The following is a 23,259-nucleotide window of genomic DNA, read 5'->3' as shown; positions in this document are numbered from 1 at the left end:
GGCCGGCGGCCTGACGGGGGAAGCGGCTGGTGGGGGCGCGGTTCCTGGAGGCATGTCAGGACGATAGGAACGCCCGGCGCGGCGGTCATGGGCAGCCGGTGCCAGCGTGTGCGTGGGGGCGTTGACGTTCGCTGACAGTGCTTCGGGGGCGACCGGGTGGGGGCGGACGGCGGCACCGTCACAGCATCGAGGAATCGTATACAACCTCGTGTCACGAGCGTTTACAGCCCCCGCGAGGGCGCCCATAGTGAGCGGCGTGACCCTTGTTCCGCACGCCGTGACGGCACCCCGTCCCGCCGGCGCCGCGGGCCTGACCGTGGCCCAGGCGCTGGAGCTGCCCGCGCTCGCGGGCGCCCGTCTGGCGGCGGGGGAGGCGGGCGCGCGTCGCGGCATCAGGGTCGCCAACATCATGGAAGTGCCGGACATCATCCGCTGGATGCGCGGGGGCGAGTTCCTGCTCACCACCGCCTACGCCGTCCGCGACGACGAGCAGGCGCTCACCGGCCTGGTGCCCGAACTCGCCGCTCGCGGCCTCGCGGCCCTCGGCGTGAAGGTCGGCCCCTATCTGCCGAGGCTGCCCGCCCCGATGCTGCGCCGCGCCGACGAACTGGGCTTCCCCATCGTGGAGTTGCCCGGCGACGTCATGCTCAACGACATCCTCTCCGAGGTCATCGGCACCGTACTCAACCGGCAGGCGCTGAGTCTGGAGCGCTCGCAGGCGCTGCGCGACCGGCTCTCCCAGGCCGTCCTCGGGGGCGGGTCCTACGGCGAACTCGTCGTCCTGCTGGCGGGGGAGACCGGCTGCGCCGCCGCGATCCGCGGACCGGACGGGGGCCTGCTCGCGGCCGCGGGTGACGTGCCCGACGGCGTCCCCGCCTCCGTGTCCCAGCCGATCACCGTCGGGCACCGAAGCGGCGGCGAGGTCGCCCTGTGGGCGGGGCCCGGTTGCGTACCCGACGAGGAGTGGGGCACCGCCGCCGACCACGTCGCCAGCCTCGCCGGGATGCTCGCCGTACAGGAACGCGTACTGGCCGAGCGTGAACGCCGTTACCGCACCCTGTTGTTGACCGAACTCGTCTCCCACCCGCCGCGCGACCGCGCCGAATCGGCGCGCCGGGCCGCGGCCCTCGGCTGGGACCTGGAGCGGCCGCGTGCCGCGGTGGTCGTCGAAGCCGCAGCGACCCCGGACGGCGGCGGTGTTCGCCTCACCGAGGAACGCCTGCTCGCCGCCGCCCGCACCGCACTCGGCGCCGACACCCCTGCCTGGGGCACCCCCGGCGGCCTCACCGCGCTGGTGGCGCCGGGCGGCGCCGAACTGCGCAGCCGCTGCGAGGAGTTGCGCCGCGCGGTCGCCGCCGCCTGCCCAGGGCGCGCCGTGGCCGTCGCGGCGGGCACGATCCGCGCCGACTTCACCGAACTGCACCTCAGCCACAGCGAGGCGCTCAGCGCGCTCGCCCTTGGCCGTGAACTGGAGGGCCCCGCCCACTCGTTCGTCCGGCTCCACGAGGAGAGCGGGGTGTACCGGCTCCTCGACCAGCTGCCCGCGGGCGAACTCCAGGCACTGGTCGACGACGCCCTCGGCCCGCTGCTGACGTACGACGCCGGGCACGACGGCAGCCTCGTGCACAGCCTCACCGTGTATCTGCGGCACGACCGCAACGGCGTCGAGGCGGCCGAGGAACTCCACGTGCACTACAACACGCTGCGCTACCGCCTCAAGCAGATCGAACGGCTCACCGGCGCACCCGACAAGGACCCGATGCGCCGGCTCCAGACGGAACTGGCCGTCCACGCCCACCGGTTGCTCAGCGCGCGCGCTCACTGACACCGGACGCCGAGGCGAGGAGCCCCCGACCATGCTGGTGCGTGCCCGGCCGCCCGGTCACTGTCAGCCGCTGCCGGTGATCCACACCCGCGCGCTGGCACCGCTCGCCGAAGACCGCGCCCGGGGCGCGGCCGTAGCGTCGAAGCCATGGAGCCCACCCCGCCCGCCACCGACGGCCACCCCGCCCCGGACACCCTGACGTCGAACTCCGTGCGGCGCGACGCCTACGCCGACTCCGTCGCCCTGATGCGCGCGGCCCAGCACCTCACCGGACTGCCCGGCATCCTGGCCGCCAGCCTCGTCATGGCGACCGAACCCAACCTGCGGCTGCTCGCCGACGCCCGACTCCTCACCGACGAGGGCCGTGCCGCGCGCCCCGCCGACCTGATCGTCGCGCTGCGCGGCACCGCAGAGGCCATCGAACACGCTCGGGCCGAGGTGCCCGCGCTGCTGGAACAGCCCGCCGCCTCGGAGAGCTCCGAGCCCGATGCATGGGTGCCGCGCGCCCTCGGCGAGACGGACCCGGCAACGGCCCTCGCGCTGATCTCCACCCCCGGCCCGTACGCGGCGGCCGAAGCACTCAAGGCGCTCCGCCGCGGCATGCACGCCTTCGTGTTCAGCGACAACGTCCCCGTCGAGCAGGAGATCCGCATCAAGGACGAGGCCCACCGTCGGGGCCTGCTCGCCATGGGACCCGACTGCGGAACCGGCGTCCTGGACGGCGTACCGCTCGGCTTCGCCAATGTGCTCCGCCCCGGCCGCATCGGCCTGATCGGCGCCTCCGGAACGGGACTTCAGCAGGTGTCGTGCCTTCTGGACGCGGCCGGCGAAGGAGTCCGGCAAATGATCGGGACCGGCGGCCGCGACCTCAGTGTGGAGGTCGGCGCGCGCACCACGCTCGACGCGCTCGACCTGCTCGCCGCCGACGCCGGCTGCGAGTTGATCGTGCTGGTGTCGAAGCCGCCCGCGCCCGAGGTGGCCGAACGCGTCATCGCCCGCGCGGGGCGTTCCGGCAAGCCGGTCGTGGTCGCGTTCCTCGGCACCGAGAGGCCTGCCGCGCTCGGCGATCTCGCGGGCGCCGATCGGCCGGACGGGGCGGGCGGTGTCACCGTCGTCGGCACACTGCGCGACGCGGCCCGCGCGGTCGTGCGCACCCTCGGCGGTGTTCCGGCATCCCCCTGGGCGCCGCCCGCGGTGGACGCGATACCCGGCCGGTACCTCCGCGCCCTGTACGCGGGCGGAACCTTCGCGTACGAGGCACGGCAGCTGCTGCCGGGGGCGGTCACTGCGGTGGACCCCTACGTTCCCGGACGTGAAATCGCTCTGCCAGAGCGCCACTTGGTGCTCGACCTCGGCGACGACGCCTATACCGCGGGCCGCCCCCACCCGATGATCGACCCCACCGTGCGCGCCGCCCATCTGCGCGCCGCGCTGTCCGACCCGGGCACCGCGGCCGTGGTCCTGGACGTCGTCCTCGGACACGGCGCTGGCCCCGACCCGGTGGCGGCGCTCGCGACAGAGCTGGCACGGGTGGGGGAGCGGAGGCGGGCGCCCGTCATCGCCTTCGTCGTCGGCACGCCCGGCGACCCGCAGGACGTCGACGCGGTGCGGGCGCGCCTGGAGAAGGCGGGCGCCGTGCTGGCCCCCACCAGTACGGATGCGGCCGAGTGGGCGGTGTCGCTGGTGACCGGGGTCGGCGAACCCCGCCGGGATGCGGTCGAGTTGACGCCGACGGGGAGGGCGGTGCGGTGTCCGTGATGCCGCCTCCGTGGCGCACGGGGGCGCCGACATGCGCCGCCCGGTGCGACGTGCACGTCGAGGCCGTCGCACCCGCCCACCCCAACCACCGCTCAGGAGCCCGCACATGACCCCTCACCTCGTTCCCGACCTGCCCGACCTGCTCGGCGCGGGCGACGCCGCGCCGCGGATCGCCGCCGTCGGCGTGGCCGACTTCGCCGATGTGCCCCGCACCGCAGGCGCCCACGTCAGCACCCTCGACTGGCGGCCGCCCGCGGGCGGCGACCCCGACCTCGCCTGGAAGCTGGCCGAACTCACCGGCCATGACGCCGTCGAGGCCGCGAACCGCACCGCCGTCGAGCGGCTGCTCGCCGTGCGACCCGTGTGGCGCGACGTACGCGCTGCCCGGGACGTCCTGCCGGTGCTCGACGACCGGACCACCGGCGAACGCGTCCTGCTGCACGCCGGGCCGCCCGTCGACTGGGCCGACATGTGCGGCCCGATGCGCGCGGGTGTCATCGGCGCCGCACTGCTCGAGGGCTGGGCCGACACCCCGGAGCAGGCCGAACTCCTCGCTGGATCGGGCGCGTTGCGCTTCGAGCCGTGCCACCACCACGAGGCCGTCGGACCCATGGGCGGCATCACCTCCCCGTCCATGCCCGTGCTCGTCGTCGAGGACCCGGGCACCGGGCGCCGCGCCTACGCCAACCTCAACGAGGGCGCGGGACGCTGTCTGCGCTACGGGGCGCTCGGCGACGACGTGCTGGAGCGGCTGCGCTGGATGGCCGACGTACTCGCCCCCGTGCTGCGCGCCGCCCTCGCCGACCGGCCCGACGGCGTTGACCTGCGCTCCGTCGTCGCCCAGGCGCTCCAGATGGGCGACGAGTGCCACAGCCGCAACACCGCCGCCTCCGCCCTGCTGCTGCGGGAACTCGCCGCGCCGCTCGCCCGCGTACAACACGGCCCGGACGTCCTGGAGTTCCTCGCCGAGAACCACTACTGGTTCCTCAACTTCTCGATGGCGGCCGCCAAACTCGCCACTTCCGCAGCGCACGGCGTTCCCCACTCCACCCTGGTCACGGCATTCGCCCGCAACGGCGTCGAGGTCGGCATCCGCGTCAGCGGCCTCGGCGACGCCTGGTTCACGGCGCCCGCCGCCGAGGTGCGGGGACTGTACTTCGCCGGATACGGGCCCGAGGACGCCAACCCCGACATCGGCGACAGCGCCATCACCGAGACCAACGGCCTCGGCGGCTTCGCCCTCGCCGCCGCGCCCGCCATCACCGGCTTCGTCGGCGGCACCGTGCGGGAGGCGCTGCGCACCAGCCGCGACATGGCCCGCATCACGCTGGCCCGGCACGAGGCCTACCGGCTTCCGGCCCTCGGCGGCATCGGCTCCCCGGTCGGCATCGACGTGCGCGCCGTCCTCGACACCGGCATCGAACCCGTCGTCACCACGGGCATCGCCCACCGCGAACCCGGCATCGGACAGATCGGAGCGGGCCTGGCCCACGCACCACTGGAGTGCTTCCGAAAGGCGCTGGAGGCGTTCGCGGTCCCGGAGACGCCCGACGACATCGCTGCCCCCACGGCATGAGCCCCGCCCAACTTCGGTGCACGGTCAGCACCTTGGCCCACGTCCTGTTGGCCGGGCCGCCACGTCCCGCCCGCGTCGTGGCCGTCGCCCGGCAGGCGCTGTATCTGCTGCCGGGCGACAGCGGCACCCCGCTCGCGGTGGTCGTGCCGGGGGCCGTGCGCGTGCCGACCGCCGTGGTGCTGCCGCGCGCGGCGGGGGAGCGGCCGTTCGACGGTGTGGCGGTCGGGGGCGCGGGGCGGGTCGGGGGCGGGTGCGTCGCGGTCGGTCATCTGCGCCTGGCCGTCGGGGAGCTCTGGGCGCCGCCCCGCGTCCAGGACCTCCCGCGCGGCCCGGCCCTCGACCGGCTGGCGCGCCTTCGTCCGCCGCGCCCCCTGGCGGCCGAGGCACGAACCGCCGCGACCGCCCTCGTCCGCGCCCTCGCGCACGGAGCACCGAGCACGGGACGTCGCGCCGCCGAGGCCCTGGTGGGGCTCGGCCCCGGGGCCACCCCGTCCGGCGACGACTTCCTGTGCGGCCTGCTGCTCGCCGCCCGCCTGTCCCCGCTGCCACCTACCTGGCTGCCCGCTCTCGTAGCCACCGCCGAACAGGCCGGGACACGTACCCCCCCGGTCTCGGCCGCGCTCCTGCGGCACGCCGCCAACGGCCACTGCATTCCGCAGGTGGCGGCGGTACTGCACGCGGCAGCGACCTGCGCGGATCTCGCCGCACCGGTCGCCGCCCTGTTGGCCGTGGGCCACAGCTCCGGGAGCGACCTGCTGCACGGGCTGTGCGCGGGGGCGCGGATCGACCGGCCCTCGCACCGCCAAGGTCTCGCGGCTGCTGTCAGGCCCCGAACCACACCGTGGTGATGTTGCAGAACTCCTTGATGCCGTGGTCCGACAGCTCACGTCCGTAGCCGGAACGCTTCGCGCCGCCGAAGGGGAGGGCCGGGTGCGAGGCCGTCATGCCGTTGACGAAGACACCGCCCGCCTGGCTGTCGCGCACGAAGCGCTCGATCTCGTCCTCGTCGCGGGACCACAGGTTGGAACTCAGGCCGAAGGGCGTGTCGTTGGCGACGGCGACCGCCTCGTCCAGATCCGCGACCCGGTACAGGGTCGCCACCGGTCCGAACGTCTCCTCCTTGTGGATACGCATCTCGGGCGTCACATCGGCGATGACGGTCGGCTCGTAGAACCAGCCGCGGTCGGCGAAGTCCTTGGGCCGCTGCCCGCCGCACAGTACGGTCGCGCCGCTCTCCACGGCGTCGTCGACCAGCTCCTCCAGATCGCTGCGCCCCTGCTCGCTGGAGAGCGGCCCCACGTCCGTGTCCTCGTCGAGCGGATCGCCCACCCGCAGTTCCCGCATGCCGGCCACGAACGCGTCCCGGAACTCCTCGAACACCGACTCGTGCACGATGAACCGCTTGGCCGCGATGCACGACTGCCCGTTGTTCTGCACGCGCGCCGTGACGGCCGTCTTCGCCGCCTTCGCCACGTCCGCCGACGGCAGCACCACATACGGGTCGCTGCCGCCCAGCTCCAGGACCGTCTTCTTCACCTCGTCGCCCGCGATCGCCGCCACGGAACGGCCGGCCGGTTCGCTGCCGGTGAGCGTCGCCGCCTCCACCCGCTCGTCGCGCAGGATGCCCTCGACCGCGCCCGACCCGATGAGCAGCGTCTGGAAGCAGCCCTCGGGGAAACCGGCACGGCGGAAGAGATCCTCCAGGTAGAGGGCCGTCTGCGGCACGTTCGACGCGTGCTTGAGCAGGCCCACGTTCCCGGCCATCAGGGCGGGCGCCGCGAACCGGACGACCTGCCACAGCGGGAAGTTCCACGGCATCACCGCGAGCACCGGGCCGAGCGGCCGATAGCGCACATGCGCCCGCACCGCGCCCGAGTCCCGCACGTCCGACTCCGCGGGATGCTCGTCCGCGAGCAGGTCCGCGGCGTGCTCCGCGTACCAGCGCATCGTCTTCACGCACTTCAACGCCTCGGCACGGGCCGCCGCGACCGGCTTGCCCATCTCGGTCGTCATCACGCGTGCGATGTCCGGCGCGTCCGCCTCCAGCAGGTCCGCGGCCCGCTGCAGCAGCCTCGCCCGGTCGAAGAACGTCGTCGTCCGGTACGAGTCGAAGGCGCTCGCCGCGAGGGCGAGCCTGCGCTCGATCTCCTCAGGGGACAGGGCCTCGTACGTCTTGAGGGTCTCGCCGTTCGCCGGGTTGACCGTCGCGATGGGCATGCTGCCGACCTCCTCTGCGCGGTTCCTTCGACCTTCCCGCGCGCAACGAGCGTGCGCAACGCGGGCTGCGGGGCGAGCGCCGGGTACCCGCGGGGAGGTCCGTCAGACGTCGACCGGTCGGATCACTGTCCGCAGGCGCACTCCGCTTGCGCGCTCTCGCCGAGCGGGGCGGTGTCTTGTGCGCTCTTGCCGAGTGTGGCGGCGTCGGCCTTGACCACGTACACCTCCCAGGGCTCCTTGCCCGGACCGTGGACCCACACCTTGTCCTGGAGGGCGTAACAGCAGGAGGTGTCGTTCTCCTCGAACGTCGCGAGGCCCGCGTCCTTGAGCCGGCCGGTGGCGGCACCGACCTGGTCGGTGGACTCGACCTCGACGCCGAGGTGGTCGAGGCGAGTCTCCTGTCCGGGCTCGCCCTCGATGAGGACGAGCTTCAGCGGGGGCTCGGTGATGGCGAAGTTGGCGTAGCCCTCGCGGCGCTTGGCCGGTTCGGTGCCGAACAGCTTCGAGTAGAAGGTGATCGACGCTTCCAGGTCGCTGACCCGCAGGGCGAGCTGAGCACGGGACATGGCGGTCTCCCCATTCGCTTGATTCGAATTCTTGTATTGATGTCTGTCGATGCAACATTGCGCCCTGGATCGAAGGCTGTCAACATAGAAGTATGTCGAAGCAAGAACTTGTGGTGTTGGGGCAGGACGGCGCGGCCGACGCCTGCTGTCCCGGGTTGCTGACCGCCCCGTTGGACGAGGAACAAGCCGTTGACCTGGCGAAGGTCTTCAAGGCGCTGGGTGACCCGGTGCGTCTGAGGCTGCTGTCGATGATCGCTTCGCGGGACGGCGGGGACATCTGCGTCTGCGATCTGACCCCGGCCTTCGACCTGTCGCAGCCGACCATCTCGCACCACCTCAAGCTGCTGCGGCAGGCCGGACTGATCGACTGCGAGCGGCGCGGCACCTGGGTCTACTACTGGCTGCTGCCGGAGATGACCGACCGCCTGGCCGGCATCCTGACCCGCCCGGCCGGCGCGCCGGTGCGCGGCCACGACGAGACGGCCGGAGCCGCCTCGTGAGCATGGACGCACCCGAACGGAGCGTGGCCGGACGCCTTTCGTTCCTGGACCGCTACCTCGCCCTGTGGATCCTCGCCGCGATGGCGGTCGGCCTGGGTCTCGGGCGCCTGATCCCTGGCCTCGGGGACGCACTGGCCACGGTGACCGTCAGCGGGGTGTCCCTGCCGATCGCGCTGGGCCTGCTCGTGATGATGTACCCGGTACTCGCCAAGGTCCGCTACGACCGTCTCAACACCGTGACCCGCGACCGGCGCATGCTGCTGCCCTCGCTGCTGCTGAACTGGATCGTCGGCCCTGCGCTCATGTTCGCCCTGGCCTGGCTGTTCCTGCCGGACCTGCCCGAGTACCGCACAGGGCTGATCATCGTCGGTCTCGCGCGCTGCATCGCCATAGTGATCATCTGGAACGACCTGGCCTGTGGGCACCGCGAGGCCGCCGCCGTGCTCGTCGCGCTCAACTCGGTCTTCCAGGTGATCGCGTTCTCCGCGCTCGGCTGGTTCTACCTCCAGGTGCTGCCCGGCTGGCTCGGCCTGGAACAGACCAGCCTGGACGTGTCGGTGTGGGAGATCGCCCGCAGCGTGCTCATCTTCCTGGGCATCCCGCTCGCGGCCGGCTACCTGACCCGCCGCATCGGCGAGAAGGTCAAGGGCCGCACCTGGTACGAGGCGAAGCTGATCCCGCGCATCGGCCCGTTCGCCCTGTACGGGCTGCTGTTCACCATCGTCATCCTCTTCGCCCTCCAGGGCGACGCCATCACCAGCCGCCCCGTGGACGTGCTCCGTATCGCGCTGCCGCTGCTCGTCTACTTCGCGCTCATGTGGGCCGGATCGATGCTGCTGGGCAGGGCGGTCGGGCTCGACTACCCGCGTGCCACCACCCTCGCCTTCACCGCCGCGGGCAACAACTTCGAGCTGGCGATCGCCGTGTCCATCGCGACCTTCGGCGCCTCCTCCGGACAGGCGCTCGCCGGCGTCGTCGGCCCGCTCATCGAGGTGCCCGTGTTGATCGGCCTGGTCTACGTCGCCTTGTACGCGCGCCGCTACTTCCCCGCCCCCGCTGGTGCCGCCACCGGCACCGCCGTTCCGCAGGAAGAGGCAACCCGTGTCTGACACCCCGCAGCAGCCGTCGGTGCTGTTCGTCTGCGTCCACAACGCCGGGCGCTCGCAGATGGCAGCCGCCTTCCTCACCCACCTCGCGGGCGACCGCGTCCACGTACGCTCGGCGGGCTCGGCCCCGGCGGAGACCGTCAACGCGGCCGTGGTCGAAGCACTCGCCGAGGTCGGCATCGACATCTCCGCCGAGGTCCCCAAGGTCCTCACCGCCGACGCGGTCCAGGCTTCCGACGTCGTCATCACCATGGGCTGCGGCGACACCTGCCCCGTCTTCCCCGGCAAGCGCTACCTGGACTGGCAACTCCCGGACCCCGCAGGCCAGGGCGTCGCTGCCGTGCGCCCCATCCGCGACGAGATCGAACAACGCGTCCGCGCCCTGATCGACGACATCGCGGCGACGGCCGAGGCCTGAGGACCCAGCGGCTCGGCGGCTCGCGGCACGGCGAAATCGGTGACTCGGTGAATCGGTGACTCGGTGGTTCGGCGCCGGCGAAGGAGGGCCCTCGGCTCGCGGCTCAGGACAGCTGAGTCGCGAGCCGGTCGAGGAAGACCGCCTGCGCCTTCACGATCCGGTCCCGTGCCGGGGCCAGGCCGAACCAGGCCACCCGGTCCAGTTCGGGAAACTCCTGTGTGCGACCGGAACCCCGCGGCCACTCCATCGTGAACGTCCCAGGCACCATCTCCGCCGGATCCAGATCCGCCTCCACCGCCCACACGGTCACGTGCTTGCCGCCGGACTGCACCGTCTCACCCAGCGGCAACGCGGTCCCCTCCGGCGGCGGCAGCCCCAGCTCCTCCTGGAACTCGCGCCGCGCCGCCTCCCACGCCGTCTCGCCCTGCTCGTACTCGCCCTTCGGCACACCCCACGCGCCCGCGTCCCTGCGCGCCCAGAACGGGCCGCCCATGTGCCCCAGCAGCACCTCGACCCTGCCCGACGCGCGCCGGAAGAGAAGCAGGCCCGCGCTGCGCTTCGTTCGCCTCGTCCCGTCAGCCATGCGTCAAGTCTCGGTGCAGGAAGCGGATGACCGCGAGTACACGACGATTGTGATCCTCCGACGCCGGCAGCCCCAGCTTCCCGAAGACCGCTGCGACGTGCTTCTCCACCGTGCCCGCCGACACGTGCAGCGACTCGGCGATCGCCGCGTTCGACCGGCCCTCCGCCATCAGCTCCAGCACGTCCCGCTCCCGCTCCGTGAGCGAGCTCAGCTCCTCGGTCGCCCGGCCCCCACCGGCGAGCTGGGTCACCACCTCCGGGTCCAGCGCGGTGCCGCCCGCCGCGACCCGGGCGAGCGCGTCCGTGAACTCCGCGACGTTCGCCACCCGTTCCTTGAGCAGATATCCGACGCCCGCCGAGCCCTCGGCGAGCAGCCGCGTCGCGTACTTCGTCTCCACGTACTGCGAGAACAGCAGCACACCGGTCCCCGGATGCTCGCGCCGGATGTCGATCGCCGCACGCAGCCCGTCGTCGGTGTGCGTCGGAGGCATCCGGATGTCGACGACCGTCACATCGGGCCGGTGCTCCGCCACGGCCGCCCGCAGCGCATCCGCGTCGCTCACCGCGGCCACCACCTCGTGCCCCCGCATGGACAGCATCTGGGCCAGCAACTCCCGCAGCACGGCGGCGTCCTCGGCGATGACTACACGCATGGCCGGGATCGTCTCATGGGCCCTCTCCTCGTTCACTTCGCTCCCTCGCCTCCGCCCGCTTCCACCCGCGCCTACGTGTGCAGCGGCAGCGACACCGTCACCACGGTCGGTCCGCCCGGCGGACTCGTCACCTCCAACGACCCGTCCACCGTCCGCGCCCGCTGCACAAGACCCGCCAGCCCGCCACCCGGCTCCATCCGTGCACCACCCTTCCCGTCGTCCGTCACCCGCAGCCGCAACGTGCCGTCCCCCGCGGCCAGTTCCACCCCGCAGCGCCGCGCCCCGCTGTGCTTTATCGCGTTGGCCAGCAGCTCCGCCACGCAGAAGTACGCCAGGCTCTCCATCGCGGGCGCCGGCCGTTCCGGCAGATCCACGCTGACGTCCACCGGCAGCGTGCTGCGCGCCGCGAGCGTGCTCAACGCGTCGCCGAGCCCGCCGTCGAGCGCGGGCGGATGCAGGCCCCGTGAGAGGTCGCGCAGCTCCGTGAGGACCTCCGTCGCGTTGTCCCGCGCCGTCTCCACCATGCGATGCAGCTCCGGCCGGTCCCGGTCGTCCAGTTGCTCGCGCACCATGTCGAGGCTCATCGCGAGTGCCACCAGGCGGACCTGCGCCCCGTCGTGCAGATCCCGCTCGAGCCGGCGCAACCGCTCATTGGCCTCCTCCACCGCCAGCGCCCGCTTCTCCTCCAGGTCACGGACCCGGTCGGCCAGCTCACCGGGTCCGAGCAGCGCCGGCATCAGCGTGCGATCCGCCTTGACGGCGATCCGGACCAGCCATGGTGCGACCACGACGATCAGGAGCCCCCGCAGCGCGACACCGAACGCCCCGGCCGGCGAGTGCACCTGCGGCTCACCGCCCCACGGCAACGGCGTCACCAGCGTCAGATCCTCGGGCGTGAACAACCACCGCACCGGCGCCGCGATGTTCACCGCGCCGATCACCCACCACGTCACCCCGTACAGCCCCACCGTCGCCAGCGGCAGCTTCACCAGCACATACGCGACCGCCCGCCACGCAGCCCCGTCCCGCAGCCGCGCCTCCACGCGCGCGAACATCCCGCCCTCGGCCGACGGCGGGCCCGGCGCCGCCACCCGCTCACCCAGCAGCGCGCCCGCAAGGCGTCGGTGCAGGGCGCCGAGGCCGCGGGCCAGGCCGAGCCCGGCCAGCAGGAACACCGCGCCGAGAACCGCCCCGACGACCGTCAGCGTCAGCGCCGACCCCAGGGCCAGTGCGACCACGACGAGAAGGAAACCCGCGAGTGCGGGGACGTAGGAGAGCAGGCAGTACGCCGCCTCCACCCACGCCCGCCGCGTCACGCACGCCGTCAACGCCGCACGTACGCTCGGTAGGCCGGGGAGGGGGAAATCAGGCATCGCGACGCGCCAGCAGCCGGTCGCCCACGGCGAGGAACGCCGCCGTGTACAGGCACAGCACCCCGAACCCGGCCCAGGGCGACAGCATCCCGTCGACCGGCACCGTCACCGCCAGCGAATTGCCCGCGATCATCGTCGGGAAGAACTTCGCGACCACCGTCCCCGTGGTCCCGGCCAGCAGCGCGGGCAGCACATACGTGATGCCGACCAGGACACCTATCGCGCTCGCCGTGTGCCGGGTTATCGCGCCGATCCCGAGACCCATCAGGCCGACCATCGCCAGATAAGCGCCCGACATGAGCACGGCCCGCAGTACCGCGGGGTCCCCGAGCGAGGGCCGCGGCACCCCAGGGGAGAGCGCCGCGGTCCCCGCGAGGAACGTCACGAACGTGACCACCTCGCCGATGACCAGCGCGAGACCGCCGAACACCGCCGCCTTCGCCGCCAGCGCGAGCCGCCGGTCCGGCACCGCGGCCAGCGTCGAGCGGATCGTCCCCGACGAGTACTCGCCGGATATCACGAGGACACCCAGCACGCCGATGATGAGCTGCCCGAGGGCCACACCTGCCAGGACATTGTTCGTCGGGTCGAAGGAGGCCACCCTCGAAGCGCCCAGCGGCGCCTTGGTGTTGGCCATCGTCACGACCCCCATGGCGATCATGCCGACCACGGTGAGGAGCAGCGCGTACATCGTCGACCGCAGGCTCCGCAGCTTTATCCACTCCATCCGGGCGGCCTGCCGGAAGCCGTGGTGCCCCGTCAGGGCGGGCGCGTACGTCACGGTGCTCATCGGGCTCCTCCTGCCTGGTACACGGCCGCGCCCCCGGTGAGCGCGAAGAACGACTCCTCCAACGACCCTCCGCCCGCCGTGAGTTCGGCGACCGAGGTGTCCGCGAGCAGCCTGCCCTGGCCGATCACCAGGAGATGGTCGGCCGTCAGGGCCATCTCGCTGATCAAATGGCTCGACAGCAGGACCGTACGTCCCTCCGCGGCCAGCGAGCGCAGCAACTCCCGTATCCAGCGCACGCCTTCGGGGTCCAGACCGTTCACCGGCTCGTCGAACAGCAGCACCGCCGGGTCGCCCAGGAGCGCCGACGCGATCCCGAGGCGCTGCGCCATGCCGAGCGAGAACGAACCCGCCCGCTTGTGCGCGACCGACGCCAGGCCGACGGTCTCAAGGACCGCGTCCACCCGCGCCGGGTCGATGCCGCCGCCCGCGGCCAGCGCCGCGAGATGGCTGCGCGCGCTGCGACCCGGATGGAACGTGCGGGCCTCGAGGAGCGCGCCGACGCGGCGCAGTGGCCAGTCCAGCTCGGCGTACGGGCGGCCGTCGATCGTGGCGCGCCCGGCGTCCGGCCGGTCGAGGCCCATGATCATGCGCATGGTCGTGGACTTCCCCGACCCGTTCGGCCCGAGGAACCCCGTGACGCTCCCGGGGCGCACCCGAAAGCTCAGGTCCTCCACGGCGACCGTCTCGCCGTACCGCTTGGTGAGACCCCTGGCCTCGATCATCACGACTCCCTCTGCCGGCGCGCTCTGCCGTCGCGTCCTTCGTGTGACATCCACGCTATGAACCGGGACGTTCCGCCGGAACGAGGTTGTCCTCCGACCCTGCTGGGGGAAAACCCCCAGGCCGCGGATGTGGGGGAGCAGTTCCGAGCTGGAGCTGGAGCTGGAGCCGGAGCTTGGGCCGAGGCCATGGCCAGGGCTGGGCTCAGGGCCGAGCCGAAGCAGGCGTTCGTTCAGGCCCGCCCCCGCGGCACGACCCCCAACGCCGTCGCGTCCGCGAGATGCTGCCCCAGGCGCAACCGCTCCGGCCCGATCGGCCCCGACAGCTCCGACAGCAGGCTCAGCGAGCCCACCGCCCGGTCCGCGGCCCGCAACGGCACCGCCACCACACACGCGAAGCCCATACTGCGCGCCATCGCCGTGTACGACGGCCAGTTGGCGCGCGCGTACGGATGCGCGAGCGGGACGCCGCTGATGGCCGTCGCGGAGCTGCGACAGTCCACGCCGGGACCCTCGCCCCACGTCAGCGCGGCCCGCTCCAGACGCAGACCGCGTGGATCGGACGCCGCGACCTCGACCCGGGCCGCGGGCGGATTCAGCACCGCCACCGCCGATGCCACCCCGAGCAGTGACACGCAACTGCCGACGAGTGCGCCGAGGGCCTGAGTGCCACCCCGTACGGCGGCGTCGGCCACTTCCACGAACGCTGTCGCCAGCCGCTCGCTGTCCACCTGGTACGGCTCGTACGGCACGCCACGCATGACGGCCCCCTCGCCCCTGTCCTGTCCGCCCCGCACGGCGCAGCCATCCGCCCTGCCACCTGCCCGTAGGGCGGACTGTGCTCAGGGGGTATGCCCCCTGAATGGGCCGCGCGAACCACACCCACGCCGACCAGACCCGAGCCGACACAAGCCGCGCGTACCGGCTCACATGTGCACGGCCCCCTCGCCGGACATCACCTTCGGCCGCCCCGGCCGGTACAGCAGCAGCGTCACGACGAAGCCGACGCCGAAGAACGCGGCCGACCACCAGTAGGCGGTCGAATAGCTCTCGATCGCCGCCTGCGCCCGCACCAGCGGAGTGGGCCGCTTGCCGACGAGGTAGTTGGTCGCCGCGGTGGTGGCCAGGGTGTTCAGCAGCGCCGTGCCGATCGAACCACCCACCTGCTGACTGGTGTTGACCATCGCGGAGGCCACGCCCGCGTCGTGCGTCGCGATACCGGACGTGGCGAGGTTCATGGCCGTGGCGAAGATCATGCCCATGCCGATTCCCATCACCAGCGTGGGCGGCAGCACATGGGCGGCGTAACTGCTGTCGAGGTCGAGGAAGGTCAGCCAGATCATCGCCAGCACAGCCAGGGCCATGCCCAGCGGGACGATCGGCTTCGGCCCGAACTTCGGCGCGAGCACGTTCTGCGTGACGATCGACGAGAAGATCATGCAGGCGACCATCGGCAGGAACGCCACACCGGTCGACACCGGCGAGAACTCCAGGATCTGCTGCAGGTAGTACGTCAGGAAGAGGAACACGCCGAACATGCCCGCACCGGCGATGAACATCGCCAGGTACGACGCACCGCGGTCCCGGTCGAGGGGCACGCGCAGCGGCAGCAGCGGATGCGCGGCCCGCGTCTCGAACCAGGCGAACGCGGCGAGCAGGATCGCGCCGATCACCAGGAAGCCCCAGGTCGCGAACTCGCCCCAGTCGTGAGTCTCGGCGTTGGAGAACCCGTACACGATGCAGAACAGGCCCGCAGACACCAGGATCGTGCCCGGCACATCCAGCTTCGGCCGGTCCACGGGGCGCCCGCCGTGCAGCAGGCGCAGGCCACCGAGGAACGCGAAGGCGGCGAAGGCCAGGTTGACGAACAGGCACCAGCGCCAGTCCAGGTACTCGGTCAGCACACCGCCGAGCAGCAGCCCGACCGCGCCACCCGCACCGGCGATGGCGCCGTAGATGCCGAAGGCCTTGGCCCGCTCCTTGGGGTCGGTGAACGTCGTCGTCAGCAGGGAGAGCGCGGCCGGCGCGAGCAGCGCGCCGAAAGCGCCCTGCAGGGCGCGCGCCGCGACCAGCATCTCGAAGCTGCTCGCGGCGCCACCCAGCGCGGAGGCCACCGCGAAGCCGACCAGGCCCGTGAGGAAGACGGCCTTGCGGCCGACGAGGTCGGCGATCCGCCCGCCGAGCAGCAGCAGGCTGCCGAACGCGAGGGAGTAGGCGGTGACGATCCACTGCCGGTTGCCGTCGGAGAACCCGAGGTCCTGTTGGGCCGAAGGCAGCGCGATGTTCACGATGGTGGCGTCGAGGACGACCATCAGCTGTGCCAGGCCGATCACGGCGAGGATCACCCAGCGGTGCTCGTGCTTGCCCCCGCCCGCGTACGGCACGGAGCCGCCGCCTGGAGGGGAGCTCTGTATGCCGGGTTCGGCGCCTGCCGGGGTGGTGTCGGGCGAGCGATCCATCGTGGCCTCCAAACCACCAGACCCCCCGATCGACTTCGCCCACCACGCTAAGCGCCCTGGTCATCGCGGGCGACTGGAGAGAGAACGGGGCCGTTCTCCATGCCTGGAGAACGGCCCCGTCGGATGCCGGGTTCGGCGGCGTGCGCCGAGGATCGGCGCTGGATCGGCGTGCGCCGAGGATCAGCGGTGGATCGTCAGCGGCTGTGCTCGTCCACGGCGGCCGGTCGGTCGTCGGGCTTCTCGCCCGGCTTCTCGTCCGCCTGGACGGCCGGTACCGCCTCCGCGCCCTGCTCGGCCGCACGCGGCTCGGGAATCCCGCTCACGGCCGCTGCCGCGGGCTGCGGGAACAGCCGCTGTGCGAGGGGTTGCACGAACCGCGCGGTCAGCGGGCCCACGATCACCAGGATCAGCACGTACGCGGTGGCCAGCGGGCCGAGCCGGGGCTCGATGCCGGATGTCACGGCGAGGCCCGCGATCACGATGGAGAACTCTCCGCGCGCGACCAGAGCGCCACCGGCCCGCCAGCGTCCCTTGACGGAGATCCCGGCACGGCGCGCCGCCCAGTACCCCGTCGCGATCTTCGTGCAGGCCGTGACGACGGCGAGCAGGAGCGCGGGCAGCAGCACCGGCGGAATGCTCGCAGGGTCGGTGTGCAGGCCGAAGAAGACGAAGAACACGGCCGCGAACAGGTCCCGCAGCGGCGACAGCAGTGTGTGCGTGTTCTCGGCGACCTCACCGGACAGCGCGATGCCCACGAGGAACGCGCCCACGGCCGCGGACACCTGGAGCTGCTGCGCGAGTCCTGCGACCAGGATGGTCAGGCCGAGCACCACGAGGAGCAGCTTCTCCGGGTCGTCGCTCGACACGAACTTCGAGATGTGCCGCCCGAACCGCACGGCGATGAACAGCACCAGACCCGCCGCGCCGAGCGCGATGGCGAGCGTGAGCCCACCGGCCGCCCAGCCGACACCGGCGAGCAGCGCGGTGATGATGGGCAGATACACGGCCATCGCCAGGTCCTCGAGCACCAGGATGCTGAGGATCACCGGCGTCTCGCGGTTGCCGAGCCGGCCCAGGTCCCCGAGCACCTTGGCGATCACGCCCGAGGATGAGATCCAGGTGACACCGGCGAGCACCACGGCTGCCACCGGGCCCCACCCCATGAGCAGCGCGGCGACGGCACCGGGCAGCGCGTTGAACGTCATGTCGACAAGGCCGGCCGGATACTGCGTCTTCAGATTGGTGACGAGATCGCTGGCCGTGTACTCCAGGCCCAGCATCAACAGCAGCAGGATCACGCCTATTTCGGAGCCGATGGCCACGAATTCCTCGCTGGCGCCGAGCGGCAGCAGACCGCCCTCGCCGAACGCGAGCCCTGCCAGCAGATACAGCGGGATCGGTGAGAACCGCAGGCGCCCCGCGAGCCGCCCGAGCAGCCCGAGCGCCAGCGTGATGGCACCGAATTCGATCAGAAAGAGAGCACTGTGCATACGGTCACTCCCGCCCCAGAATCGCGGCCGCCGCGTCGACGCCCTCGCGGGTACCGATGACGATGACCGTGTCGCCGCCCGCGAGCCGGAAGTCCGGCGTCGGCGACGGAATCGCGTCGGCGCGGCGCAGCACGGCCACGATCGACGCGCCGGTATCGGTCCGCATCTTCGTCTCGCCGAGCAGCCGCCCGTTCCAGATCGAGGTGCCCGGCACCTCGATGCGCTCGGCGACGAGTCCCAGGTCGGTGGTGTGCAACAGGTTCGGGCTGTGGTGCGAAGGCGTCAACGCGTCGATGAGATACGCCGCTTCCCCCGACGTCAGCTTCAGCGACAGGTCGCAGGCGTCCGGGTCGTCCGCCCGGTACGCGCTGAGGGTGCGGCCCCCGTCCCGATGGGCGACGACCGAGAGCTGACGCTGCTCGCGGGTCGTGAGGTCATAGCGGTAGCCGATCCCCGGCAATGGTGTCCTGCTCAGGCGTGAAGCGGGCACGTCTCTCCCCTTGTCCGTGCGTGGCCGCTGTCCCGGCGGCCAATAGGTGGCAGATGCAACTTTAGATGGATGTCCGTCACCCTATACGCGCCAAGCTTTGGCAAAAAAACGGTCAGGCGTTGAAAAGGTCATACGTCGATCGACGGATGAGCGGCGAGCACCGCCTCCACCGTGTCCGCCTGAGCGGCCGACTTGTCCTCCCGGTACCGCACCACGCGCGCGAAGCGGAGCGTCACGCCCGCCGGGTAGCGCGTCGAGCGCTGCAACCCGTCGTAGGCGATCTCCACGACCAACTCGGGCCGCACGGTCACGACATGACCATCGTCACTGACGGCCAACTCCTGCAGACGCTCCGTCTGCCAGGTGAGCAGCGCGTCGGTGAGTCCCTTGAACGTCTTGCCGAGCATCGCGTACGTACCGTCGGGACGGCGCGCGCCCAGGTGCAGGTTGGACAGCTTGCCGGTGCGCCGCCCGTGCCCCCACTCGGCGGCGAGCACGACCAGGTCCAGCGTGTGCACGGGCTTGACCTTCAACCAGGACGCGCCGCGGCGGCCCGCGCTGTACGGAGCCTCGAGGCCCTTGAGTACGACACCTTCGTGGCCGCGCGCGAGGGTGTCGGCGAAGAACGCCTCGGCGGCGCCCCGCTGTTCGGTGGCGCCCTCGCCCTCTTCCTCATCGACCACGACGCGCCGTACCCGCATCGGCTCCGGCACGAGCCGGGACAGTTGCTCGTGCCGCCTGGCGAACGGCAGGTCCAGCAGATCCCGCCCGTCGACGTACAGCACGTCGAAGAACACGGGGGAGACCGGCAGCGCCTCCGCGGCCCGCGCGACGTCCACCCGCGAGCCGACCCGCCCCGCGACATCCTGGAACGCCCGCGGCCGCCCGTCCGCATCGAGCGCGATGACCTCCCCGTCGAGAATGAACCGCTCACCGGGGAACTCCCGTACCGCGTCGGTCACTTCGGGAAGCCGATCGGTGATGTCGTCGAGCGTCCGCGTGTAGATGTGCACGGCATCGCCGTCCCGGTGAACCTGCACGCGGATGCCGTCGAGCTTCTCCTCCACGGCGCAGGCGCCCAGCTTGTCGAGCGCCTCGCCGACACCACCCGCGCTGTGCGCGAGCATCGGCAGTACGGGCCGGCCGACGGTGAGCCGGAACTCGTCGAGCGCCTCGGTCCCGCGCGCGAGCAGCGCCTGCGCGACGTCCTGCAGCCCACCCGCCAGCATCACGGCGCGCCGTACGTCTGCGGGGGCGGCGCCCGTCGCCTGCGCGAGCCCCTCGGTCGCGACGGCGTCCAGCGCGCCCTGCCGCACCTCACCGGTCACGAGCCCGAACAGAAACCGCTGCTCGCTTTCGGTGGCCGCCCCCATCAGCTCCCCGACAAGCCGCTTCCGCTCGGCCTGGGAGCCGGCGCCGGACACATCCCCGAGCTCGGTCATCAGCGCATCGACGTCCTGCACGCTCAGCCGCGGCTCCGGCGCCGCCTCCACCTGCTCACTCAGCACCCGCCACCCGACCCCGAGCCGCCCCTGGGGCAGCCGCCCCGCCAGATACGGGATGACGATCGGCACGTCGTCCGGATCGGCATCCCGGAACAACTCGGCGAGCAACGCGATCTTCCGCGACCGCGCGGAGGCGGCGGCGACGTCCTGGGACACCTGAGCGAGCCGGGCGAACAGCATGTAGCCATGGTGCTACGGGGGGAGTGGAGGCGCAGCGGGGCGGGCGCTGGGCGCGGGGGTTGCCCAGCCCCCACCGCCCGCTCCCGGCGCTAGCTCTGCGCCGCGAGCTCCCGCTCGATGGCCGCCACGACCTCCGGGGCGTCCGGAGTCGTCTGCGGCGAGAAGCGGGCGACGACCTCGCCGGAGCGCCCCACCAGGAACTTCTCGAAGTTCCAACGGATGTCGCCGGTGTGCCCTTCCGCGTCCGCCGTGTCGACGAGGTTCGCGTACAGCGGGTGCCGCGCCTCACCGTTGACGTCGACCTTCTCGGTCATGGGGAACGTGACGCCGTACGTGGCCGAGCAGAACTCGGAGATCTCGTCGGCGGTGCCGGGCTCCTGCCCCATGAACTGATTGCACGGCACGCCGAGAACCGTGAACCCACGGTCCGCGTACTGCTTCTGGAGCTCCTCCAGGGCGGTGTACTGCGGTGTGAGCCCGCACTTCGAGGCAACGTTGACGATCAGGACGGCCTTGCCCTGGTACTGGGGCAGGTCGGCGGCGCCGCCCTGAAGGTTGTCGATCTGCACTGCGTCGTAAATGGTCATGCCGCGGAGCCTACGCCGGGGCTGTGACAGCGACGTGACCTGAGGTCTCAGGGGACGGCACGCGCACCGTGCGTTTCGCGTGTCAGCTTGCACGGAAAATCGAACATGCGATCTAATCTGTCTCATGCGGAACACGATCACTGAAGATCTCGTGCAGTCACGGCGGGGCCCCACCGGCGGGGCGAAGGCTGGGGCGGCTCGGTGGGCGTATGGCGACTGAGGTAGTCGTGCACCGTCCGTCGCCGTCGGGTGGAGGGCGGCGGGTCACGGTCGGCGGTGTGGACTTCGGTCTTGCCCGTGACGATCACGACCTGGTCGAGTTCCTGCGTCGGGCCGGGCTCGATGAGGCCGATCAACTGGTGTCCGGGGACTCGCCGATCATCCAGTGGCGCGGCGGGCCCGCGCACGAGTACGAGGCTGCCGGGGGATAACCCCACCCCGATCCGGATGACCGCCCCAGTGTGCGGCGCGTCCCGCGCGGGGATCATGCTGTGAAACCGCACTTCGCGCCCCTTAGGGGCAGCGCCCAGAGGTTTCCCCGAGATACGTCAACTCCTCTCGTTTTCTTAACCTTTGTTCCGTTATCTGTAGGTATGCCCGACTACTTGATTTACGGCCTTCTTGTTTTGTGCGTCATGCCGCCGCTGGTGCCCAATTCATGGCTGCTCGTCAGCGCCGGGGCGATGGCGGCCGATGGCCGCCTCCAACTCGCCCTTGTGCTGCTGGTGGTGTCGGGCGCGGCCATCCTCGGGGACCTGCTGGTGTACCGGTCCACGCGGCGGTTCGGCGGGCCGGTGCTGCGGCGAGTGCGACGCAAACGGCGACGTGCCGCGCTGCTCGATTGGGCTTCTGTACGGGCGCGTCGGCACGGGATCCCGTTCATCATCGGGATCCGGTTCCTGCCCACCGGGCGGTTCGTCGGCGCGGTGGCGGCCGGGCTCGCCGACTTTCGGCCGGGCCGGTTCCTTGTGGCCTCGGGCGTCGCGGAGGTGGTCTGGGCCTCGTACTCGACAGGTGTGGGCCTGCTGGGCGGGATCGCCGCCGGCGGTCCGTTCACCGGCGCGCTGCTCGGGATGGCCATCTCGGGCGCCGTCGCGGCCCTGGTCGGATGCGTGCGGTTCACATGCCGCGCAAGGACTCCGCGAGTGCCTGGTTGAAGGCCTCCGGATGCTCCATGTTCGGGTAGTGGGCGGCGTCGGGGATCGAGACCGACCGGCCGTCGGGGACGCTGCTCGTGAGGCGCTCCGCCATGCCGATGTGGTCGGGGGAGTCGAGCGCGCCGTTGATGGCGCGGACCGGGACCGTGATCTCGGCGGCGCGAGTCCAGGTGTCCTTGAGCGGGACGCTCCAGTCGGGTTCGTCCGCGGTGTGTTTCGACATCGTGCCCCACGTCATCGTCCGCAGGCGCTCGACGACTTGGGGGTCCAGGTCGTCCAGGGTGCGGTGCGGGCCCGACGCGAAAGTGGTGAACGCCTCCACCGCCGCGGTCACGTCGCCCGCGGCCATCGCCGACTGCCACGTGGTCCAGAGCCCGGTCGTCCAGGGGTCCGTGAAGTACGGCTCGCTGGTGCCGGCGCCGCTGGTCACCACGCCGCTGACCAGTTCCGGATGCTCGATCGCCGTGTCGATCGCGATGCCGGCGCCCATCGAGACGCCCACCAGGACGGCTGGGCCGGTGTCCAAGTGGCGCAGCAGCGCGGCGAGATCGTCCGTGTGCCGGAACGGCCCCGTGGCGTTGGGGGAGCGGCCGTGGCCGCGGGCGTCGGGTGCGATGACGCGGTGGTCCGACACGAGGTGCCGGATCTGGTCGTCCCACATGTGATGGTCGAGGAAGCCGCCGTGCAGCAGAACCAGGGGGCGGCCGGTGCCTTTGTCGATCCAGAAGAGGTCGGACATGACAACCAGGTTGTCATCCTCACCGTTCACTGACAAGCAGAATGACAACCCAGGTGTCATGATGGTGGGGTGAGCGAGAAGGCGGGGCGCGGTCCGGTGTCCGCAGATGTGGCAGACCGGCTCTCCGAGGTGTTCGACCTCGTGGGGCCGCTGTACCGGCGCGCGTACGTGAGAGTCGAGCGGGACGTCGCCGCCGAAGGGCTGTCGGTGGGCGTGCGGGCCGTGCTCAGCATGCTGCACGGGCGGGGGCCCATGACGGTTCCTCAGATGGGGCGGTTCCAGGCGCTCAGCCGACAGTTCGTGCAGCGCATGGTGAACGACGCCGCCGCGCGGGGACTCGTCGAGACCGCCCCCAACCCCGCCCACAAGAGGTCCTCACTGATCCGGCTGACCGAGGAGGGGCGCACCGTCATCGGCGCCGTGCTCGACCGCGAGCGCGAAACCCTGCGCGGGGTCGACGGCGATCTCACCGAGGACGACATCGACACCTGCCTGCGCGTCCTCTCCGGCCTCCTCGCGGTCATGGACGATTGAGCCGCCTTGCCCTTATGGACGACTGAGCCGCCCCC

24 protein-coding genes are annotated in these 23,259 nt (G+C 71.8%); 10 read left to right on the top strand and 14 right to left on the bottom strand.

Annotated elements, in window-relative coordinates; all coding sequences use genetic code 11:
- Nucleotides 1-256: 256 nt before the first annotated feature.
- The 4 genes from ACOKM3_RS01210 to ACOKM3_RS01195 all read left to right on the top strand — a co-directional run bounded on the left by ACOKM3_RS01210 (nucleotide 257) and on the right by ACOKM3_RS01195 (nucleotide 6,007).
- Nucleotides 257-1,825: a PucR family transcriptional regulator gene (locus tag ACOKM3_RS01210; protein ID WP_426895970.1), complete on the top strand. Its 1,569-nt coding sequence runs from the start codon at nucleotides 257-259 to the stop codon at nucleotides 1,823-1,825.
- A gap of 147 nt (nucleotides 1,826-1,972) precedes the next feature.
- Nucleotides 1,973-3,583, top strand: coding sequence for an acyl-CoA synthetase FdrA (locus tag ACOKM3_RS01205; RefSeq protein ID WP_426895968.1), 1,611 nt, complete (start codon nucleotides 1,973-1,975; stop codon nucleotides 3,581-3,583).
- Nucleotides 3,584-3,689: 106 nt separating this feature from the next.
- Complete coding sequence (locus tag ACOKM3_RS01200) at nucleotides 3,690-5,159, top strand: YlbE family protein (protein WP_426895966.1); 1,470 nt, start codon at nucleotides 3,690-3,692, stop codon at nucleotides 5,157-5,159.
- Between the two features lie 32 nt (nucleotides 5,160-5,191).
- Complete coding sequence (locus ACOKM3_RS01195; protein ID WP_426895964.1) at nucleotides 5,192-6,007, top strand: oxamate carbamoyltransferase subunit AllH family protein; 816 nt, start codon at nucleotides 5,192-5,194, stop codon at nucleotides 6,005-6,007.
- On the opposite strand, the gene ACOKM3_RS01190 is transcribed toward ACOKM3_RS01195, so the two are convergent.
- Together ACOKM3_RS01190 and ACOKM3_RS01185 are read right to left on the bottom strand one after the other, a co-directional pair.
- A complete protein-coding gene (locus tag ACOKM3_RS01190) occupies nucleotides 5,982-7,376 on the bottom strand; it encodes an NADP-dependent succinic semialdehyde dehydrogenase (protein ID WP_426895962.1) in 1,395 nt (464 codons plus the stop codon). The two genes, ACOKM3_RS01195 and ACOKM3_RS01190, sit on opposite strands and share 26 nt — an antisense overlap.
- A gap of 122 nt (nucleotides 7,377-7,498) precedes the next feature.
- Nucleotides 7,499-7,942, bottom strand: coding sequence for an ArsI/CadI family heavy metal resistance metalloenzyme (locus ACOKM3_RS01185; RefSeq protein ID WP_426895960.1), 444 nt, complete (start codon nucleotides 7,940-7,942; stop codon nucleotides 7,499-7,501).
- A gap of 92 nt (nucleotides 7,943-8,034) precedes the next feature.
- Here ACOKM3_RS01185 and ACOKM3_RS01180 point away from each other — a divergent pair, with 92 nt between their 5' ends.
- The 3 genes from ACOKM3_RS01180 to ACOKM3_RS01170 are packed head-to-tail and all read left to right on the top strand — an operon-like array spanning nucleotide 8,035 to nucleotide 9,966.
- The gene (locus ACOKM3_RS01180) at nucleotides 8,035-8,442 is read left to right on the top strand and encodes an ArsR/SmtB family transcription factor (RefSeq protein WP_426895958.1); all 408 of its coding nucleotides are present in this window, start codon (nucleotides 8,035-8,037) and stop codon (nucleotides 8,440-8,442) included.
- Nucleotides 8,443-8,444: 2 nt separating this feature from the next.
- The gene (gene arsB, locus ACOKM3_RS01175) at nucleotides 8,445-9,551 is read left to right on the top strand and encodes an ACR3 family arsenite efflux transporter (protein ID WP_426895956.1); all 1,107 of its coding nucleotides are present in this window, start codon (nucleotides 8,445-8,447) and stop codon (nucleotides 9,549-9,551) included.
- Nucleotides 9,544-9,966, top strand: a complete 423-nt coding sequence (locus tag ACOKM3_RS01170) for an arsenate reductase ArsC (RefSeq protein WP_426895954.1) — start codon at nucleotides 9,544-9,546, stop codon at nucleotides 9,964-9,966. The genes arsB and ACOKM3_RS01170 overlap by 8 nt, the downstream gene beginning before the upstream one ends.
- A 103-nt stretch (nucleotides 9,967-10,069) precedes the next feature.
- Here the strand turns inward: ACOKM3_RS01170 and ACOKM3_RS01165 are convergent, their stop codons facing one another.
- The 11 genes from ACOKM3_RS01165 to ACOKM3_RS01115 form a co-directional block, all read right to left on the bottom strand.
- Entirely contained in the window at nucleotides 10,070-10,549 is a 480-nt protein-coding gene (locus tag ACOKM3_RS01165) for an NUDIX domain-containing protein (RefSeq protein ID WP_426895952.1), read from the bottom strand.
- Nucleotides 10,542-11,201 (bottom strand): response regulator, encoded by a 660-nt coding sequence (locus ACOKM3_RS01160; protein ID WP_426895950.1) that lies wholly within the window; start codon nucleotides 11,199-11,201, stop codon nucleotides 10,542-10,544. The genes ACOKM3_RS01165 and ACOKM3_RS01160 overlap by 8 nt, the downstream gene beginning before the upstream one ends.
- Before the next feature lie 71 nt (nucleotides 11,202-11,272).
- Nucleotides 11,273-12,517, bottom strand: coding sequence for a sensor histidine kinase (locus ACOKM3_RS01155; RefSeq protein WP_426895948.1), 1,245 nt, complete (start codon nucleotides 12,515-12,517; stop codon nucleotides 11,273-11,275).
- Between the two features lie 49 nt (nucleotides 12,518-12,566).
- Nucleotides 12,567-13,364, bottom strand: coding sequence for an ABC transporter permease (locus ACOKM3_RS01150; RefSeq protein WP_426895946.1), 798 nt, complete (start codon nucleotides 13,362-13,364; stop codon nucleotides 12,567-12,569).
- The gene (locus ACOKM3_RS01145; protein WP_426895944.1) at nucleotides 13,361-14,086 is read right to left on the bottom strand and encodes an ABC transporter ATP-binding protein; all 726 of its coding nucleotides are present in this window, start codon (nucleotides 14,084-14,086) and stop codon (nucleotides 13,361-13,363) included. Before ACOKM3_RS01145 ends, ACOKM3_RS01150 begins: the two co-directional genes overlap by 4 nt.
- A 230-nt stretch (nucleotides 14,087-14,316) precedes the next feature.
- Complete coding sequence (locus ACOKM3_RS01140) at nucleotides 14,317-14,844, bottom strand: GAF domain-containing protein (RefSeq protein ID WP_426895942.1); 528 nt, start codon at nucleotides 14,842-14,844, stop codon at nucleotides 14,317-14,319.
- 165 nt (nucleotides 14,845-15,009) lie between these two features.
- Complete coding sequence (locus ACOKM3_RS01135; RefSeq protein ID WP_426895940.1) at nucleotides 15,010-16,542, bottom strand: MFS transporter; 1,533 nt, start codon at nucleotides 16,540-16,542, stop codon at nucleotides 15,010-15,012.
- A gap of 194 nt (nucleotides 16,543-16,736) precedes the next feature.
- Nucleotides 16,737-18,032 (bottom strand): cation:proton antiporter, encoded by a 1,296-nt coding sequence (locus ACOKM3_RS01130; protein WP_426895938.1) that lies wholly within the window; start codon nucleotides 18,030-18,032, stop codon nucleotides 16,737-16,739.
- 4 nt (nucleotides 18,033-18,036) lie between these two features.
- Entirely contained in the window at nucleotides 18,037-18,522 is a 486-nt protein-coding gene (locus ACOKM3_RS01125) for a cation:proton antiporter regulatory subunit (protein WP_266718184.1), read from the bottom strand.
- A gap of 128 nt (nucleotides 18,523-18,650) precedes the next feature.
- Nucleotides 18,651-20,207, bottom strand: coding sequence for an ATP-dependent DNA ligase (locus ACOKM3_RS01120; RefSeq protein ID WP_426895935.1), 1,557 nt, complete (start codon nucleotides 20,205-20,207; stop codon nucleotides 18,651-18,653).
- 89 nt (nucleotides 20,208-20,296) lie between these two features.
- Nucleotides 20,297-20,794, bottom strand: coding sequence for a glutathione peroxidase (locus tag ACOKM3_RS01115; protein ID WP_426895933.1), 498 nt, complete (start codon nucleotides 20,792-20,794; stop codon nucleotides 20,297-20,299).
- A gap of 209 nt (nucleotides 20,795-21,003) precedes the next feature.
- Between ACOKM3_RS01115 and ACOKM3_RS01110 the strand changes: the two genes are divergently transcribed.
- Together ACOKM3_RS01110 and ACOKM3_RS01105 are read left to right on the top strand one after the other, a co-directional pair.
- Complete coding sequence (locus tag ACOKM3_RS01110; RefSeq protein WP_426895931.1) at nucleotides 21,004-21,225, top strand: hypothetical protein; 222 nt, start codon at nucleotides 21,004-21,006, stop codon at nucleotides 21,223-21,225.
- A gap of 204 nt (nucleotides 21,226-21,429) precedes the next feature.
- A complete protein-coding gene (locus ACOKM3_RS01105) occupies nucleotides 21,430-21,951 on the top strand; it encodes a DedA family protein (protein ID WP_426895929.1) in 522 nt (173 codons plus the stop codon).
- On the opposite strand, the gene ACOKM3_RS01100 is transcribed toward ACOKM3_RS01105, so the two are convergent.
- Nucleotides 21,914-22,690: an alpha/beta fold hydrolase gene (locus ACOKM3_RS01100; protein WP_426895927.1), complete on the bottom strand. Its 777-nt coding sequence runs from the start codon at nucleotides 22,688-22,690 to the stop codon at nucleotides 21,914-21,916. The genes ACOKM3_RS01105 and ACOKM3_RS01100 overlap by 38 nt on opposite strands.
- A 69-nt stretch (nucleotides 22,691-22,759) precedes the next feature.
- Between ACOKM3_RS01100 and ACOKM3_RS01095 the strand changes: the two genes are divergently transcribed.
- Complete coding sequence (locus tag ACOKM3_RS01095; protein WP_426895925.1) at nucleotides 22,760-23,224, top strand: MarR family winged helix-turn-helix transcriptional regulator; 465 nt, start codon at nucleotides 22,760-22,762, stop codon at nucleotides 23,222-23,224.
- Nucleotides 23,225-23,259: the final 35 nt, after the last annotated feature.

This window comes from Streptomyces nidicola, from assembly GCF_050106155.1.
Classification (GTDB): Bacteria; Actinomycetota; Actinomycetes; order Streptomycetales; family Streptomycetaceae; genus Streptomyces.
This window is presented reverse-complemented; position numbering and strand designations above follow the sequence as displayed.

Bases quoted from the DNA above. Each gene is read 5' to 3' on its own strand.
- ACOKM3_RS01205 (WP_426895968.1), top strand. From the start codon at position 1,973: ATGGAGCCCACCCCGCCCGCCACCGACGGCCACCCCGCCCCGGACACC.
- ACOKM3_RS01200 (WP_426895966.1), top strand. From the start codon at position 3,690: ATGACCCCTCACCTCGTTCCCGACCTGCCCGACCTGCTCGGCGCGGGC.
- ACOKM3_RS01190 (WP_426895962.1), bottom strand. From the start codon at position 7,376: ATGCCCATCGCGACGGTCAACCCGGCGAACGGCGAGACCCTCAAGACG.
- ACOKM3_RS01185 (WP_426895960.1), bottom strand. From the start codon at position 7,942: ATGTCCCGTGCTCAGCTCGCCCTGCGGGTCAGCGACCTGGAAGCGTCG.
- ACOKM3_RS01180 (WP_426895958.1), top strand. From the start codon at position 8,035: ATGTCGAAGCAAGAACTTGTGGTGTTGGGGCAGGACGGCGCGGCCGAC.
- arsB (WP_426895956.1), top strand. From the start codon at position 8,445: ATGGACGCACCCGAACGGAGCGTGGCCGGACGCCTTTCGTTCCTGGAC.
- ACOKM3_RS01165 (WP_426895952.1), bottom strand. From the start codon at position 10,549: ATGGCTGACGGGACGAGGCGAACGAAGCGCAGCGCGGGCCTGCTTCTC.
- ACOKM3_RS01160 (WP_426895950.1), bottom strand. From the start codon at position 11,201: ATGCGTGTAGTCATCGCCGAGGACGCCGCCGTGCTGCGGGAGTTGCTG.
- ACOKM3_RS01150 (WP_426895946.1), bottom strand. From the start codon at position 13,364: ATGAGCACCGTGACGTACGCGCCCGCCCTGACGGGGCACCACGGCTTC.
- ACOKM3_RS01145 (WP_426895944.1), bottom strand. From the start codon at position 14,086: ATGATCGAGGCCAGGGGTCTCACCAAGCGGTACGGCGAGACGGTCGCC.
- ACOKM3_RS01140 (WP_426895942.1), bottom strand. From the start codon at position 14,844: ATGCGTGGCGTGCCGTACGAGCCGTACCAGGTGGACAGCGAGCGGCTG.
- ACOKM3_RS01135 (WP_426895940.1), bottom strand. From the start codon at position 16,542: ATGGATCGCTCGCCCGACACCACCCCGGCAGGCGCCGAACCCGGCATA.
- ACOKM3_RS01130 (WP_426895938.1), bottom strand. From the start codon at position 18,032: ATGCACAGTGCTCTCTTTCTGATCGAATTCGGTGCCATCACGCTGGCG.
- ACOKM3_RS01120 (WP_426895935.1), bottom strand. From the start codon at position 20,207: ATGCTGTTCGCCCGGCTCGCTCAGGTGTCCCAGGACGTCGCCGCCGCC.
- ACOKM3_RS01115 (WP_426895933.1), bottom strand. From the start codon at position 20,794: ATGACCATTTACGACGCAGTGCAGATCGACAACCTTCAGGGCGGCGCC.
- ACOKM3_RS01110 (WP_426895931.1), top strand. From the start codon at position 21,004: ATGGCGACTGAGGTAGTCGTGCACCGTCCGTCGCCGTCGGGTGGAGGG.
- ACOKM3_RS01105 (WP_426895929.1), top strand. From the start codon at position 21,430: ATGCCGCCGCTGGTGCCCAATTCATGGCTGCTCGTCAGCGCCGGGGCG.
- ACOKM3_RS01100 (WP_426895927.1), bottom strand. From the start codon at position 22,690: ATGTCCGACCTCTTCTGGATCGACAAAGGCACCGGCCGCCCCCTGGTT.